At 56.3% G+C, this 14,635-nt stretch carries 12 protein-coding genes; 1 reads left to right on the forward strand and 11 read right to left on the reverse strand.

Features of this window, described 5'->3' with window-relative positions:
- Positions 1–26: 26 nt before the first annotated feature.
- The 11 genes from J2Z49_RS12370 to J2Z49_RS12420 form a co-directional block, all read right to left on the reverse strand.
- Positions 27–878 (reverse strand): GltB/FmdC/FwdC-like GXGXG domain-containing protein, encoded by an 852-nt coding sequence (locus tag J2Z49_RS12370; RefSeq protein WP_307403257.1) that lies wholly within the window; start codon positions 876–878, stop codon positions 27–29.
- Between the two features lie 4 nt (positions 879–882).
- A complete protein-coding gene (locus J2Z49_RS12375; RefSeq protein ID WP_307403258.1) occupies positions 883–2,397 on the reverse strand; it encodes a glutamate synthase-related protein in 1,515 nt (504 codons plus the stop codon).
- A 115-nt stretch (positions 2,398–2,512) separates the two neighbouring features.
- On the reverse strand, positions 2,513–3,652 hold the full coding sequence (locus tag J2Z49_RS12380; RefSeq protein ID WP_307403259.1) for a class II glutamine amidotransferase: 1,140 nt from the start codon (positions 3,650–3,652) through the stop codon (positions 2,513–2,515).
- On the reverse strand, positions 3,633–4,940 hold the full coding sequence (locus J2Z49_RS12385) for an NAD(P)/FAD-dependent oxidoreductase (protein WP_307403260.1): 1,308 nt from the start codon (positions 4,938–4,940) through the stop codon (positions 3,633–3,635). The genes J2Z49_RS12380 and J2Z49_RS12385 overlap by 20 nt, the downstream gene beginning before the upstream one ends.
- A gap of 15 nt (positions 4,941–4,955) precedes the next feature.
- A complete protein-coding gene (locus J2Z49_RS12390; protein ID WP_307403261.1) occupies positions 4,956–5,402 on the reverse strand; it encodes a 4Fe-4S dicluster domain-containing protein in 447 nt (148 codons plus the stop codon).
- A 256-nt stretch (positions 5,403–5,658) separates the two neighbouring features.
- Positions 5,659–6,990, reverse strand: coding sequence for a type I glutamate--ammonia ligase (gene glnA, locus J2Z49_RS12395; RefSeq protein WP_307403262.1), 1,332 nt, complete (start codon positions 6,988–6,990; stop codon positions 5,659–5,661).
- Positions 6,991–7,272: 282 nt separating this feature from the next.
- Positions 7,273–8,604 (reverse strand): type I glutamate--ammonia ligase, encoded by a 1,332-nt coding sequence (gene glnA / locus J2Z49_RS12400; protein WP_307403263.1) that lies wholly within the window; start codon positions 8,602–8,604, stop codon positions 7,273–7,275.
- Between the two features lie 111 nt (positions 8,605–8,715).
- Positions 8,716–9,297: an ANTAR domain-containing response regulator gene (locus J2Z49_RS12405; protein ID WP_307403264.1), complete on the reverse strand. Its 582-nt coding sequence runs from the start codon at positions 9,295–9,297 to the stop codon at positions 8,716–8,718.
- 231 nt (positions 9,298–9,528) lie between these two features.
- On the reverse strand, positions 9,529–11,109 hold the full coding sequence (locus J2Z49_RS12410) for an FMN-binding glutamate synthase family protein (protein ID WP_307403265.1): 1,581 nt from the start codon (positions 11,107–11,109) through the stop codon (positions 9,529–9,531).
- A 230-nt stretch (positions 11,110–11,339) separates the two neighbouring features.
- Positions 11,340–12,659, reverse strand: a complete 1,320-nt coding sequence (gene glnA / locus J2Z49_RS12415; protein WP_307403266.1) for a type I glutamate--ammonia ligase — start codon at positions 12,657–12,659, stop codon at positions 11,340–11,342.
- Positions 12,660–12,951: 292 nt separating this feature from the next.
- A complete protein-coding gene (locus J2Z49_RS12420; RefSeq protein ID WP_307403267.1) occupies positions 12,952–13,527 on the reverse strand; it encodes an ANTAR domain-containing response regulator in 576 nt (191 codons plus the stop codon).
- A 203-nt stretch (positions 13,528–13,730) separates the two neighbouring features.
- Between J2Z49_RS12420 and J2Z49_RS12425 the strand changes: the two genes are divergently transcribed.
- Positions 13,731–14,635 (forward strand): PRK06851 family protein (locus J2Z49_RS12425; protein ID WP_307403268.1); only part of this gene is annotated, 905 nt, incomplete at its 3' end.

Here is a 14,635-nt window from a genome sequence, read left to right on the forward strand (position 1 = left end):
GCGCTGCCTGTGCTACCGGCAATAAGCTAATAGGCGTAAATCCTGCCGTAAGGTCTTTTGGATACCGGCATCAGTTTGACAAAACGGTCATTCAGGATGTTTTCCGCATTGAGGTTAAAATGCCGGGCAAATTCACCAACGTACCGGTGTAAAAGCCGGCGGTCCTTGTCATCCAGCTCCAGCACGCCCACTTCCTTGCCCAGCTGGTAGGGGGCAACCTCTCCCCGCAGGTAAATTACCCCTCCGTGCATGCCCGTGCCGATATAATGGGCGTGGTGACGCTCGCCCGGCTTAAGGTTTAAGCCCAGCAGAATTACAATACCCCCGGCCATGTACTCGCCAAAAAAGTCCTGGGCCGTCCCGCCGATTACCAGTACCGGCACCTTGCCGGTATACTCCTTCATATGAATGGCCGCCCGGTAACCGACGCTGTCCCGGATAAAAATCCTGCCGCCGCGCATGGCCATGGCCACGATATCCCCTGCCCGCCCGTGAACCACGATCTCGCCGTCATCCATGGTATTGCCCACCCCGTCCTGGGCGTTGCCGTGCACCACAATGCGGTGCCCGGCCAGGAAAGCTCCCAGGTCATTGCCCGGAGTGGAGTAAATGTGAATTTCTATTTTGCCGTCCTGCTGTGGGAGGAAGAGCCGCGTCCCGATGTAACGCTGGCCGCAAACGTTCAGCAGGGTGATCCTGCGGGCGCCGGAAAGGGCCGCTTCCCGGATCAGATCATTTATTTCCTTGTGCACAAGATCCCGGGCGTCTATTTCCGCCTCCTGTCCATCTATTGAAAGGCGGCTTCTCAGTTCATCAAGGGATCTAACACCACCCAAAAACATTTCCCGCAACCCATATCGGGCACAGCTTACCGCCATGTTCTCACTCCCCCGCTCCTTTTACTCCCAGCACGTCCAGTTCCCAGCCCTCCAGACCTACCCCGCGCAGGTGTTCCCGGTTGCCTCGCAGGCTTTCAATGGCGTTAATGCCCATGCCGCCCAGCATTTCCTTGATCTCATGGCTCCAGCCCCGCAGCAGGTTGACCAGCCGCTGGCTGGCGATTTCCGGGTTCAGGCGGCGGGTGAGGTAGGGATCCTGGGTGCAGATACCCCAGGCACATTTGCCGGTATAGCATTTCTGGCACAGGGTACAGCCCATGGCCACCAGTGCCGCCGAACCGATGTACACCGCGTCCGCTCCCAGGGCAATGGCTTTGACCACGTCTGCACTGCAGCGGATACCACTGGCCGCAATGATGGAGCACTTGTGCCTGATGCCCTCTTCCCGCAGCCGCCGGTCCACTGCCGCTAAAGCCAGCTCGATGGGAATACCCACATTATCCCGGATGGCTTTGGGCGCGGCACCGGTACCGCCCCGCAGGCCGTCAATGGCTACGATATCTGCCCCGGCCCTGACTATGCCGGAGGCAATGGCCGCCACGTTGTGCACCGCCGCAATCTTGACGGAAACCGGCTTTTCGTAGTTGGTGGCCTCCTTTAAGGCATAGATGAGCATGGACAGGTCTTCAATGGAATAAATATCATGTTGCGGCGCCGGGGAGAGGGCATCGGTACCTTCAGGGATCATCCGGGTCAGGGCAATGTTGGCCGCCACCTTTTCTCCCGGCAGGTGACCGCCAATACCCGGTTTGGCCCCCTGGCCGATCTTGATTTCCACCATGGCCGCCGAGTTTAAATACTCCGGGTCCACCCCAAAGCGCCCGCTGGCACACTGCACGATGGCATTTTGGCCGAACTTTTCCCGCATTTCCCGGGGCAGACCGCCTTCACCCGTATTGAAGAGGGTGCCGAACTCTTTAGCGGCCATGGCCAGGGACACAAAAGCCTGGTAGCTGATGGCACCGTAGGACATGGCCGAGAAAAGAATGGGTGTTTCTACAGGCACATTGGGTGAAAGCCGGGAGGTAATGGACACTTTGTCCCCACATACTTCCACTTCCAGGGTGTCCGGCTTGCGCCCCAGGTAAGTACGCAATTCCATGGGCTCCCGCAGCGGGTCAATGGAAGGGTTGGTTACCTGGGAGGCATTCAGGACCAGGTGGTCCCAGTAAATCCGGTAGGGCTTGTCATTGCCGCTGCCGGTCAGAATAACCCCTCCGGTCTCGGCCTGTTTCTTTAAATCCTGCAGCTTCTCCCTGGTCCAGCTTGCATTTGGACGATAGGTCGTCGGGTGCGGGTATACAGAAAGGGCGTTGGTGGGGCAGAACACCACACAACGCTGGCACCCCACACACGGGCTTTCATCGCTGAACATGAGGTCCAGTTCTGGATCGTAATGGTGAACCCCGTTGGGACATTGCCGCTCACAGACCCGGCACTTTATACACCGGTCACTGCGGCGTTCTACCAGAAACTCGGGTAACAGATGGGAAAACATGCTATCTCACCCTCATTATGTGTGATCTTGTTGGGTATTTGTTCAGTGACCCTATGGTGCCAATGGTAGCAGCTTTACTGAACAATTACCTTGCTGGTTACATCCGGGGTGAATGTTACACGGCACGGGCCAGGCTGGCCAGATGGTCTCTGGTATGCAGCCGGGCCACTACCGGCTCGCCCCCCGGCGGCGTCCAGGCCAGGTCCAGCCGGGGAGCCACGGCCCGGATGGCCGCTTCTTCAGAGGAAAGAAAGACAAAGTCTCCTGCAGCGGCAGCAGTAATGGGCCGCAATCTGATGCGGTCGGTCAGGCCGAACATTTCGTTATGATGGGCGACGATAACCGTAAAGGGACCGTTCATCAACAGAGGGGCGTAGGCCATGCGCAGGGTCTTATAAAGCTCCCGGCGTCCCGGTTCCATATGCTCAATGATGTCCCACATGGGGGCGGCGAAGATCCTGGACACCACCTCTATGGGCAGGCCCTGCCGGCGCATGAGCAGGTCCACGGCATAGGCCATCACTTCCGTATCCGTATAAAGGGTACAGTAGTAGCCAAACATTTCCAGATAACGCCGGTTGGTGCCGTAGGAAGAGATCTCACCGTTATGCACCACCGTCCAGTCCAGGATGGAAAAAGGGTGTGCCCCGCCCCACCATCCAGGCGTATTGGTGGGGAAACGGCTGTGGGCGGTCCAGATGTATCCTTTGTACAGCCGGTCAAGCATGAAGTAATCGGCAATCTCCTCGGGGAAACCCACCCCTTTAAAAACGCCCATGTCCTTCCCGGAAGAAAAGACGTATGCACCATCGATCCGGGTGTTGATGTACATCACTTTTTCCACCACGAACTCATCATCTGACAGGTTATTTTCTTCTTCCAGGTGCTGGCGGGGAGATACGAAATAACGCCACACCACCGGCGGATTCAGAACCGTGGCCTTTTTATTAGTGGGGATTTCTTCATCATAGACCACGTGGAAATGGTCGGCCAGAAATTCATCCACTATTTCTTTGGCCCCCAGTTGTTGACGCTCAAACATGATGTGCAGGGCGTAGTAATCCTTGTATTCCGGGTAAAGCCCGTAAATGGCAAAACCGCCGCCCAGGCCGTTACCCCGAACTTTCATGTTGACCATGGCGTTTATGGCCATTTCCCCGCCAAACCTTTCCCCGGTCGTGTTCATTACTCCAAACAAACCGCAGGCCTGGGAATCTTTTTCAGGCAGATAACGCTCACTGATTTGCGGCCGCATGTTCGCTTATCACTCCTTCATCACTCAATAGCTCCCGTCTTAAGCCTTCCGGAATGGTCAGATAACCGAATTCCCTCTCCAGGAGCTTCTCTTTAAAGGAAGTAACGGCGCAACCCCGGCGCATCAGGTGAAGGAAGATACCCGCCCGGGCAATCCCGGTCACCAGGGTAAACCCGTAAATGCGGTCGTCCTTCAACACAAATCTCCGGTAGCTGCGGGAGCCGGCATCAAAACGGCTGACAACCTCAAAGCCATCCTTTTCACCTGCCGTGTTGAGACCGGCCGTGATTATGTTCAGGTCGAAAAAGTGCATGGCATTCATAGAGGTGGCCCGGTCGTATTCCCGCTTCATACCCAGCATGTTGTACGCGGCCACCCGGCCGCCGGCGTAGGCATTAGGCCACAGGGGCAGCACGCGCCGGTTACCCATCAGGAAGTCGTAAACTTCGGCACAGTCTCCACAGGCATAAACATCTGCAGCGGATGTTTCCATCTGTTGATTCACCAGAATACCCCGGTTTACGGCCAGCCCGGCTTCCCTGGCCAGGTCCACCCGGGGGACCACACCCACGGCCACCACCAGCAGGTCGCAGGGGAGGGAAGTACCGTCGGTAAGCACCACTCCGGTGGCCCGCTCCCCGCCCTGGACTTCTTTAAAGGTGGTTCCGGTATATATGGCCACGCCGGACCGGCGGAAGGCCTCCTCAATCAGCCGGGAGGTAAACTCATCCACCACCGGCGCCAGCACCCGGGGAGCCAGTTCCACCACGCTAACCTCCAAACCCTTTTTATGCAGTGCCTCGGCAGCCATAAGGCCGATGATCCCCCCACCGAGTACCACCACCCGGCCCGCCGACGGGAGCAACCGGCTGATGCGCTGCAGGTCCTGCAACGCCACAAAGTTACAGATGTTCTCTTTTTCCGTATCCAGTCCCGGTACGGGGGGTACAATGGGCCGCCCGCCGGTGGCCAGCAGCAGCTTTCCATAGGAGATGATCCGGCCGTCATCCAGCTTTACCACGTGTCCGGCCGTATCCAGGCCCACCGCCCGCCGGCCGAGCACAGGGGTAACTCCCAGACGATCATAGAAATCCACCGGGCGGTAGAGCATTTTCTCTACGGGCACTTCCTGATCCAGGTAATAGGGCAGCAGGGCCCGCGAATAAACATGGTGTGGTTCTTCCCCGATAACGGCTATGGAACTGCTTTTATCGAAAGAACGCAGGGTTTCAAGGCAGCCCACCGCACCCACCGAGTTACCAACGATCAGATAATCAAACCTCTCCATAAGCTTCCTCCTTGCCTAACTGGTGAACGAATCCTGGTAAACCAGAGCCCGGTTGGGACACTGCTTCACGCAGGCCGGTTCTCCCATTTCCTTACACAGATCGCACCTGGCTACTTTACGGTTGACTTCATCCATGACCACTGCCCCGTAGGGACAGGCCATAACGCAGCTGTAGCAGCCCACACAGCGGCCGGCATCGTGTTCCACCCGGCCGGTGAGGGGATCCCTGTACAGTGCCCCGCTGATGCATGCCTCCACGCAGGACGGTTCGTTACAGTGCCGGCAATGCACGGGGAGGGTAAAGGGCAGGTTTTCTTCCACCACCACCCGGGGTACCGGACGTGGTGTTTCATGGAGAAATGCTTTGAGAATGTTTTTACTGCGTGAATGTGCCACCACGCACCAGACCTCACACAGGTGGCAACCAATACAGACTTCCGGTTTGGCCACAACTCGAGGCATGTCCGTCGCTCCTTCCCCGATAGACTATAGACTAAGGTGGTTAAAAGTGGTTAAAAAGAGTAAAAAAAAGCCCACGGCAGGCCTGTGGGATGGAAAGGGACATTTTCCTCCTGGAAAGGTGACCTGCACGTGGGCCTCGTTGCCCTCGTTGTCCCGGCACACCGTTGTACCGGGTTTCGCTTGTTTTATTATTGTCGCCCACCTCGGGTAGCGGGCGTTCCCCGTCGCCCGGTGCTCCGGCCTGGAGCGAGCAAGCTTAATACTTGGTCAGATACTCCTCAATTTCCCAGGGATGTACCTGCACGCGGTAACGATCCCATTCAATGCGCTTGGCCTCCATAAAGCGGCTGAACACGTGGGGGCCGAGGGCTTCCTTGATCACCTCGTCCCGCTCCAGCTCGTCCAGGGCTTCCTTCAAACTCTCGGGCAGGCAGCCGATGCCCCGCTCCTCCCGTTCCCTGGCACTCATTTCATAAATGTTGCAGTCGCAGGGCGGCGGAGGCAAAATGCGGTTTTTAATACCGTCCAGCCCTGCCGCCAGGCACACTGCCAGGGCCAGGTACGGGTTGCAGGACGGATCCGGGCTGCGCAGCTCGATGCGGGTTGACTGACCCCGCTTGGCCGGAATACGGATGAGGGGGCTGCGGTTGCGGGAGGACCAGGCGATATACACCGGTGCCTCGTAACCGGAAACCAGACGCTTGTACGAGTTTACCGTCGGGTTGGTTATGGCGGCAATGGCCCGCGCGTGCTTCATCAAGCCGCCGATGTAATACAGGGCCGTATCGCTCAACTGCAGGGGTGCCTGGGGATCATAAAAGGCATTCTCCCCGTTTTTCATAAGGGACTGGTTCAAGTGCATGCCCGAACCGGCAATGCCGAATATGGGCTTGGGCATGAAGGAAGCATGCAGCCCGTGCCTCTGAGCGATGGTGCGCACCACAAACTTAAAGGTGACCACCTTGTCGGCGGTATCCAGGGCATCGGCATATTTAAAATCAATTTCGTGCTGCCCGGGAGCCACCTCATGGTGGGAAGCCTCGATTTCAAAACCCATCTGCTCCAGGGTGAGGACCATGTCCCGCCGGGCATCTTCACCCAAATCCACAGGCGTCAGGTCAAAATAGCCCGCCCGGTCGTGGGTTATGGTAGTGGGACGGCCGTCACTGTCTACGTGGAAAAGGAAGAACTCCGCCTCCGGCCCCACGTTCATGGTAAAACCCATTTCCCGCGCTTCGGCTATAACACGCTTGAGCACGAAACGGGGGTCGCCGATAAAGGGCGTGCCGTCGGCGTTATAAATGTCACATATCAACCGGGCCACCGCCCCGTCCCGGGGGCGCCAGGGAAAGACTACAAAGGTGGCCGGGTCGGGACGCAAGTACATGTCCGATTCTTCGATCCGGACAAAACCTTCAATAGAAGAGCCGTCAAACATAAGCTCCCCGTTTAAAGCCTTGTCCAACTGTTCCACGGTAATGGATACGTTTTTTAATACTCCAAAAATATCAGTAAACTGCAGGCGGATAAATTTTACTCCCAGTTCTTTGGCCAGGTGTCTTACATCATCGTTAGTCAACTGAGCCACGGCCCTCACACCTCTCCCTTCTAAAAAACCGGGGCTATTACGAAAAAAAGGCCACACCTGCAGGATAGCGGTTTCACCTGCTGAATGTGGGCCCCATTGCCCCCTCCCGGATACAACATCGTACCCGAATTATGTTTTTGCACCGTTATTTTAAAGCTAGTTTATAGTATATACCATAAATGCCTCAAAAGAAAAGGGCTTTTTGACAAATTTTTGCCCCTGGAAAAAAGACCCTACCGGGTATCCCCGGCAGGGCTATTAGGAGGATGGTAACAAAACCTTTTAAAACTTGGTTAGATACTCTTCAATTTCCCAGGGGTGAACCTGGACGCGGTAGTTTTCCCATTCCTTCTGTTTGGCCTCCACAAACTTAGTATAAATGTCTTCACCCAGGGCTCCCCGGATCACTTCATCCCCGGCCAGTTCCTGCAGGGCTTCCTCCAGGCTGGCGGGCAGGCTCTCGATGCCCAGTTCCCGCCGCTCGGCAGCGGTCATCTCGTAAATGTTGCGGTCACAGGGAGGCGGCGGTTCAATGCGGTTTCTAATCCCATCCAGGCCGGCCGCCAGGCAAACCGCCAGGGCCAGGTAGGGGTTGCAGGACGGGTCGGGGTTGCGCAGCTCAATGCGGGTGGACATGCCCCGCTTGGCCGGGATGCGGATGAGCGGGCTGCGGTTGCGCCCCGACCAGGCAATATAAACCGGAGCCTCATAACCGGGTACCAGGCGTTTATAGGAGTTTACCGTGGGGTTGGTTATCGCGGCCAGGGCCCGGGCGTGCTTCATTAGACCGCCGATGTAATAGCGGGCGATATCGCTTAACCCGTCGGGGGCGGAAGGGTCATAGAAAGCATTTTCGTTCCCCCGGAAGAGGGACTGGTTGGTGTGCATGCCACTGCCGTTAATGCCGAAAACCGGCTTGGGCATGAACGTGGCATGCAAACCGTGCCGCTGGGCGATGGTACGTACCACAAATTTGAAGGTCACAATTTTATCGGCACAATCCAGGGCATCGGAATATTTAAAATCAATTTCATGCTGGCCGGGAGCCACCTCGTGGTGGGAGGCCTCAATTTCAAAACCCATTTCTTCCAGGGTAAGCACCATAGCCCGGCGGGCGTTTTCCCCCAGATCCACGGGGCTGAGGTCGAAGTAACCGGCCTTATCGTGGGTGCGCAGGGTGGGACGTCCCTCGGAATCCACCTGGAAAAGGAAAAATTCCAGCTCCGGTCCCACATTCATGGTAAAGCCCATTTCCGCCGCCTGGGCCAGCACCCGCTTGAGGGTGTTGCGGGGGCAACCGGCATAAGGAGTGCCGTCGGGATTATAGACATCGCACATGAGGCGTGCCACGGCACCGTCCCGGGGCCGCCAGGGGAATACGGCAAAGGTTCTGGGATCGGGACGAAGGTACATATCCGACTCTTCAATGCGGGTAAATCCATGTATAGAAGAGCCGTCAAACATCAACTCCCCATCCAGGGCCTTTTCCAGTTGTTCCACGGTGATGGCCATATTTTTGAGCACACCGAGAATATCGGTAAACTGCAGGCGGATGAACTTTACACCCAGCTCCCTTGCCTTGGCCAGCACTTCTTTTTTGATTGCCTCGTCCATAAAACAACCACCTTCTTGAAATTTTTCAAAATGGAAAGGCGCCCCAGGGGAATAGTTCATGCTTAATTCCCCACAGGGCGCCTTTGCCCATTTTCGGTACGTCATTATACCTTAACTTTTTAAGTTGTGGGCCAGGATGATGGCTTCGGCAACCTGACGCATGGAAATACGTTTGTCCATGCTGCTTTTTTGCATGCGCCGGAATGCCTCGGCTTCCGTGAGTCCCAGTGTCTCCATCAGGATTCCCTTGGCTTTTTCCACTAATTTACGGGTTTCCAGGGCTTCCTTTAATTCCTGGACCTGGTTTTCCAGCTTAATGATTTCCTGGTAGTTGGCCAGGGCCAGTTCCACGGCGGACAACAGGGTACTTTCATCCACCGGCTTGATCAGGAGGGCCGATACCCGTGCCTCTTTGGCTTTATCTAAAAGGCCGGGACTCATGGAGTTAACCAGCACTACCACTGGGGCCAACTTATCCTCATGGAGAATGCGTGCCACTTCCAGCCCGTCCATGCCCGGCACCCCGGCCTCGATGATCAGCAGATCCGGCTGCCGGCTGCGCACCAGCTTGAGGCCCGAAAGGCCATCCGATGCCTCACCCACCACCCAGTATCCCAGCTTGGTGAGTATGGCTTTAATGGACTTTCTCCAGGTGGCATCGCTATCTACCAGCACTATTCTCTGTTCCGCCATGGAGATTTTCCTCCCAAATTGTTCCTGGTAACCAATCCGCCGGGCGTTGCCGGACTACTGGAAAAAATACCACCTTCCCGGGAAGAAAAATGCCCTCTTCAAGGCCTCACGACCTGTCGAGGGCATCATTGCCTGTTCATTAGCAGGGTACATCATTGTACCCATAGAATACCCCTTTGGCTCGTTTTTATTATAATGCGTACCCTTGCGGTTGGCAACAGTTTTTTTTCGTTAGCCTAAAATTTTTTCTACCTCTTCGGCATCCACATCCATGACGTACCTGATACCGGTAATTTCAGCAGCTTCCCTGGTCAGGGCGGCCACATCGTCCCGGGTGATGTAGGACAGGGCAAACTTGCGGGCGCCGCACATTAACTGCCGCAGGCCCTGGGCCAGCCGCTCAAAGTAGGTGTAGACACCGATGGCTCCCACGGGCAGTTTTTCAAAGGCTTCGGCGCCCAGTTTTTCCTTCAGTTCGCTGGCGGCAATGAAGACCTGCTCAAGGGACTCGCCGTATTTCTTGTACTCATTGGGCACCTTGCCGGATTTTACGGCTTCGCCCACGGTCTTACCCACCATGGCCGCTGTCAGGGCCGAGCGGGCCATGCCGATGGCCTTCACGTAGGGAGCACCAATGGCCAGCCCCTTGAACATGTGATCCTCCAGGGTGAAACCACCGGCAATAGCCACCGGCGGGACATAGGCGCCCCTGGCTGCCAGTTTATCCAGGTACTTAACCAGCAGCGCCTGCAGGTAGACGGTGGGCACGCCCCACTCATTCATCATCCGCCAGGGGCTCATGCCGGTACCGCCGCCGGCACCATCAACGGTCAGCAGGTCGAGCCTGGCATCAGAGGCATATTTTACTGCCCGGGCCAGGTCGGCCGGACGGTAGGCGCCGGTCTTCAAGAAGACGTACTTTGCCCCGGCCTTGCGCAGTTCTTCCACCCGGGTCATAAAGGACTCGTATTCCACCATGCCAATGCGCGAATGTCGCTCAAACTCACTGAAAGCACCGGCCCGGTAGGCCGCCTGTACCCTGGGATCCGTGGGATCGGGCAGCACAATATACCCGCGGCTCTTCAGCTGCAGCGCCCGCTCCAGGCTGTCCAGCTTCACTTCGCCGCCGATGTCCTTGGCCCCCTGGCCCCACTTGAGCTCCACGGCCTCCACGCCCAGCTTTTCAATGGCGTACTCCTGGACCCCCAGTTTGGTATCTTCCACATTGGCCTGCACGGCAATAAATCCCCTGCCGTTGTACCATTCCTGGAAGTCCTTTACCCGCCTGGCAAGGTTGGGGGAATGGACAACGCGCCCATCCTTTATCTCCGCATTGGGGTCCATGGCGCATACGTTCTCACCAATAACAATGCCCACCCCGGATACAGCCGCCCCGGCGGCCAGGTGATCCCAGTTATTGGCAGCCACATTGGTGGACCCCATGGCGGCGATTACAATGGGCAGGTTGAGTTTTAAATCCGCGCTGGCTCCCACGGCGGTTTCCAGGCTGACCGCCGGGAAAATGGCCCTGTCGGGATCGGCTTCAATACCGTGGGCGCCCACGGCGGTACCGAGGATGTTGAAGTGGGAATAATCCACCGGGTAATCCTTCTGGGAAGCAGAGGTAGTTTTGCCGAAGGGCTGGGGATAAAGTACTTCCTTGCCCCGCACGGAAGATTTACCTATTTCACAAAGGCCGGGGCAGCCGTCCAGACAGGTCACACACATCCCGCTAAAGGGACAATAGCTCTCACCGGTGCGCAGCCGGGTCAGCGTAGCTGCAGTAGCGTTAACACCTTTACTAAAACTCATTGTTCCATCCTCCTAAAAAACACGGTAAAATTAAGGCAGTGGTTCTTTCTAAAAATGTTTTCTTCTCTATTGCCGGCCTGGTGATCAACATCAAGCCGGTATTTTTTTATCCGCCGTTTCTCTCTATCCAGCCAATTCTTTGCCAACCATCCCCCCTTTCTCATCTATTTTTTCTACCGGGAACACCCCGGATTGTTTCTTTAAAATGTCCTGGTAACAAAATTTCAGAACTAAAAGTTAGTCAAATATTCATCCAGCTCCCACTGGTGCACCCGGGCTTGATAGCGCTCCCATTCGTCTTCCTTGGCTTCCAGGAAGCGAGCGGTAATCTTTTGCCCCAGGGCGTTCTGGATCACCGCATCACCGGCCAGGGCCCGTAAAGCGTCGGCCAGGTTGCGGGGCAGGCCAATGCGGCGAATTAGCTCCCTTACCGGCGCATGGTTTTCCGACAGGGGCACCCCGGGCACCAGGCCGCGTTCGATGCCGTCCAGTCCGGCCGCCAGGGAAGCAGCCAGGGCCAGGTAGGGGTTGGCAGTGGGGTCGGGGCTGCGTAAAACTACCCGGGTACCTTCCTGGCGCTGGGCCGGCACACGGATCATGGTGCTGCGGTTTTCCTCCGACCAGGCAGCCAGTACCGGAGCCAGATCGGTGGGTACAAGACGCTTGTAACTGTTGACCAGCGGATTGGTAATGGCCGTTAAGGCCCCGGCATGGGTAATCAACCCGGCTATATAACGGTAGGCCAGCTCGCTCAGCTGGTGTTCCCCGGCAGGATCGTAAAAGGCGTTTTCCCCGTCCCGCCACAGAAACAGGTGCAAGTGCATTCCCGAACCGTTGCAACAGGCCAGGGGGCGGGGCATAAAGGAAGCGTGCAGGCCGTGCCGCTGGGCAATGGTGCGCACCACAAATTTAAAGGTGGCAATGCTGTCGGCCACAGTTAAAGCGTCATCTTCCTTCAGGAAGATTTCATGCTGCCCCGGCGCAATCTCATGATGGGAAGAGGAAACATCCAGGCCCATCTCCTGGAGGGTGAGCACCATATCCCGGCGGGCATTTTCACCCAGATCCACCGGCGTAAGGTCACAATACCCCGCCCGGTCGTGGGTGATAACGGTCGGCTTGCCCTGGGCATCGGTATGGAAAAGGAAAAATTCGATCTGCGCTCCTACCCGGAACTCCAGGCCCATTTCTTTCGCCCTGGCCAGCACACGCTTTAAAGCCGCCCGGGAACAGGCGCCGTAAGGTTCACCCTGGGGGGTCAGTACATCACAGATCAACCGGGCCACTGCCCCTTCCCGGGGCCGCCAGGGAAAGATCACAAAGGTTGCCGGATCGGGGAGCAGGTAAATGTCCGACTCACGGTTTTGGACGAAACCCTCGATCACCGAGCTATCAAACATCACCCGGCCCTCCAGCGCCCGGGGTAATTCCTCTACAGTAATGGCTATATTTTTCAAGACACCGAAAATATCGGTAAACTGCAACCGGATGAACTTAACATTATATTCCCGGGCTTTGCGGAGTACGTCTTCGGCGGTCAGGGTGGGCATGGTGATCTCTCCTTCCAAAACTCAGGGGCAAGAAAACAAAAAACGCCCTGCTTCAGGCCCGTGTTTACCTTACACGGGCCTGAATCAGGACGCCATTGCCCTGAAAAAACCGTACAAGAATGATTATAACAGGATTGCCCGGAAGATCAAGATATTCTTAACAAGAAATACTGTATACAGCCAGCCCCACCGTAAAAATTTGCAAAATACCCGGTACGGAGCATCGGAATGAGCGTGGACAACGCCATGCCCCGGCGGGTTATCTGAATACTTACATACATATAGATTCAGATTACTTTTCCAGGGCCATAATCACTTCCCGGGCCACCCGGGCTAAAGGTACGCAGCGATTCATACTCATCTTTTGCAGGTATTTATAGGCCTGCCGCTCCGTCATTCCTTTTCTTTCCATAAGCAGACCCTTGGCCCGCTCCGTCAACTTGCGCTCTTCCAGGGCCCTGCGCAGTCCTCTTATTTCCTTTTCCAGCCGTATGGTCCGCTCAAAGGAAGCCAGGGCCATTTCAATGGTCGGTACCACCATTTCCTCCTGCAATGGCCTGGGGAGCACCCCGTAAATCCCGGGCGAACGTACCAGCTCGGCCACATTTTGCTGGTGGATGTCGGCCGTGAGCACCACCGGGGCCACATGATGCTCTTCGATAATGCCGGCCACATCCATGCCTTCACTGCCCGGAAGGCGGTATTCCAGAATCACCAGTTCCGGGGTGGTTTGAAAGACTATCTGCAGCAAGGACCGGCCGTCCTGCGTTTCCCCAATCACCATGTATCCCGCATGGCGCAGGATCTCTTTAAGCCGGGAGCGAAAATCCCTGTCGCTTTCGGCAACAACAATGCGGGTCCTGTACACCGGGACCACACTCCACCTTTTTCGTCACTGAATTACATTATAGCATGCGGCTATTGATGCGGGGAACCGCTGCCAGGGCTGCCTTTCCAGGGTGCCATACTCTCTTGAAGCCGGTTTTTCAGCCTCCAAAATTGTAGCAACGTGTCATTTTAACCTGAAAATAAGCATATATTTCCCCAAAAACAATCTGGGGGGTACGCATATTGAATAAGGGCAGGCTAAAAAAGGTTTTCCCGGGAGGCAATACCTGCCGGGGATTTTATTCGTTTTACGACTACATCATTGAACCCGACGCCACCCGCATTTTTGTTATTAAAGGAGGGCCCGGTGTCGGGAAGTCCACGTTCATGCGCAAGATTGGCGAAGAAATGCTGGAGCGGGGTTACGACGTGGAATTCCATTGCTGCTCTTCGGACAACGGCTCGCTGGACGGGGTAGTTATTCCGGCCATCAAGGTGGCGCTGCTTGACGGCACCGCCCCCCACGTGGTTGACCCCAAAAACCCGGGAGCAGTGGATGAAATCGTGCATCTGGGGGATCACTGGAACGAAGAAGGCCTGCGGGCACATAAAAAGGAAATCCTGGCTTTAAACCAGGAAATAGGACGGCTCTTTAAACGGGCCTACAGCTACCTGGCCGTCGCCCACCTCTTCCTGGAAGAGGTGCGCAGCTATTACCGGGAAACGGGCGCCTTCAATGTAGGGGCTTTTGATAAGCTGTCCCTCGATCTGACCCATGAAATTTTTGCCGGGCAGGAGCGCCAGACAGATAACCCCAGAGCCCGCCACCTTTTTGCCACAGCCATTACCCCCGACGGAACGGTGAGCTACCTGGACACTATCGTTGGTCACTTAAAGAAACGTTATATTATCAATGGTGATGATGGTACGGGCAAGACCACCCTGGTCCGGCGGATTATGGATGCCGCTTTAATGCGCGGGTTCGACGTGGAGGCTTATCACTGCGCCCTGGACCCTTCCCGGATCGAGCACCTGGTGATACCCGGGCTGGACCTGGCGGTGGTCAACTCCGTGGAGCCCCACTATTATAAACCCCAAGACGGCGACGTGGTTGTGGATACCATGACCTGTGTCAGGCCCGTGTCCGA

This window comes from Desulfofundulus luciae, from assembly GCF_030813795.1.
In the GTDB taxonomy this organism is placed as follows: domain Bacteria; phylum Bacillota; class Desulfotomaculia; order Desulfotomaculales; family Desulfovirgulaceae; genus Desulfofundulus; species Desulfofundulus luciae.

Bases quoted from the DNA above. Each gene is read 5' to 3' on its own strand.
- J2Z49_RS12370 (WP_307403257.1), bottom strand. From the start codon at position 878: ATGGCGGTAAGCTGTGCCCGATATGGGTTGCGGGAAATGTTTTTGGGT.
- J2Z49_RS12375 (WP_307403258.1), bottom strand. From the start codon at position 2,397: ATGTTTTCCCATCTGTTACCCGAGTTTCTGGTAGAACGCCGCAGTGAC.
- J2Z49_RS12380 (WP_307403259.1), bottom strand. From the start codon at position 3,652: ATGCGGCCGCAAATCAGTGAGCGTTATCTGCCTGAAAAAGATTCCCAG.
- J2Z49_RS12385 (WP_307403260.1), bottom strand. From the start codon at position 4,940: ATGGAGAGGTTTGATTATCTGATCGTTGGTAACTCGGTGGGTGCGGTG.
- J2Z49_RS12390 (WP_307403261.1), bottom strand. From the start codon at position 5,402: ATGCCTCGAGTTGTGGCCAAACCGGAAGTCTGTATTGGTTGCCACCTG.
- glnA (WP_307403263.1), bottom strand. From the start codon at position 8,604: ATGGACGAGGCAATCAAAAAAGAAGTGCTGGCCAAGGCAAGGGAGCTG.
- J2Z49_RS12405 (WP_307403264.1), bottom strand. From the start codon at position 9,297: ATGGCGGAACAGAGAATAGTGCTGGTAGATAGCGATGCCACCTGGAGA.
- J2Z49_RS12410 (WP_307403265.1), bottom strand. From the start codon at position 11,109: ATGAGTTTTAGTAAAGGTGTTAACGCTACTGCAGCTACGCTGACCCGG.
- glnA (WP_307403266.1), bottom strand. From the start codon at position 12,659: ATGCCCACCCTGACCGCCGAAGACGTACTCCGCAAAGCCCGGGAATAT.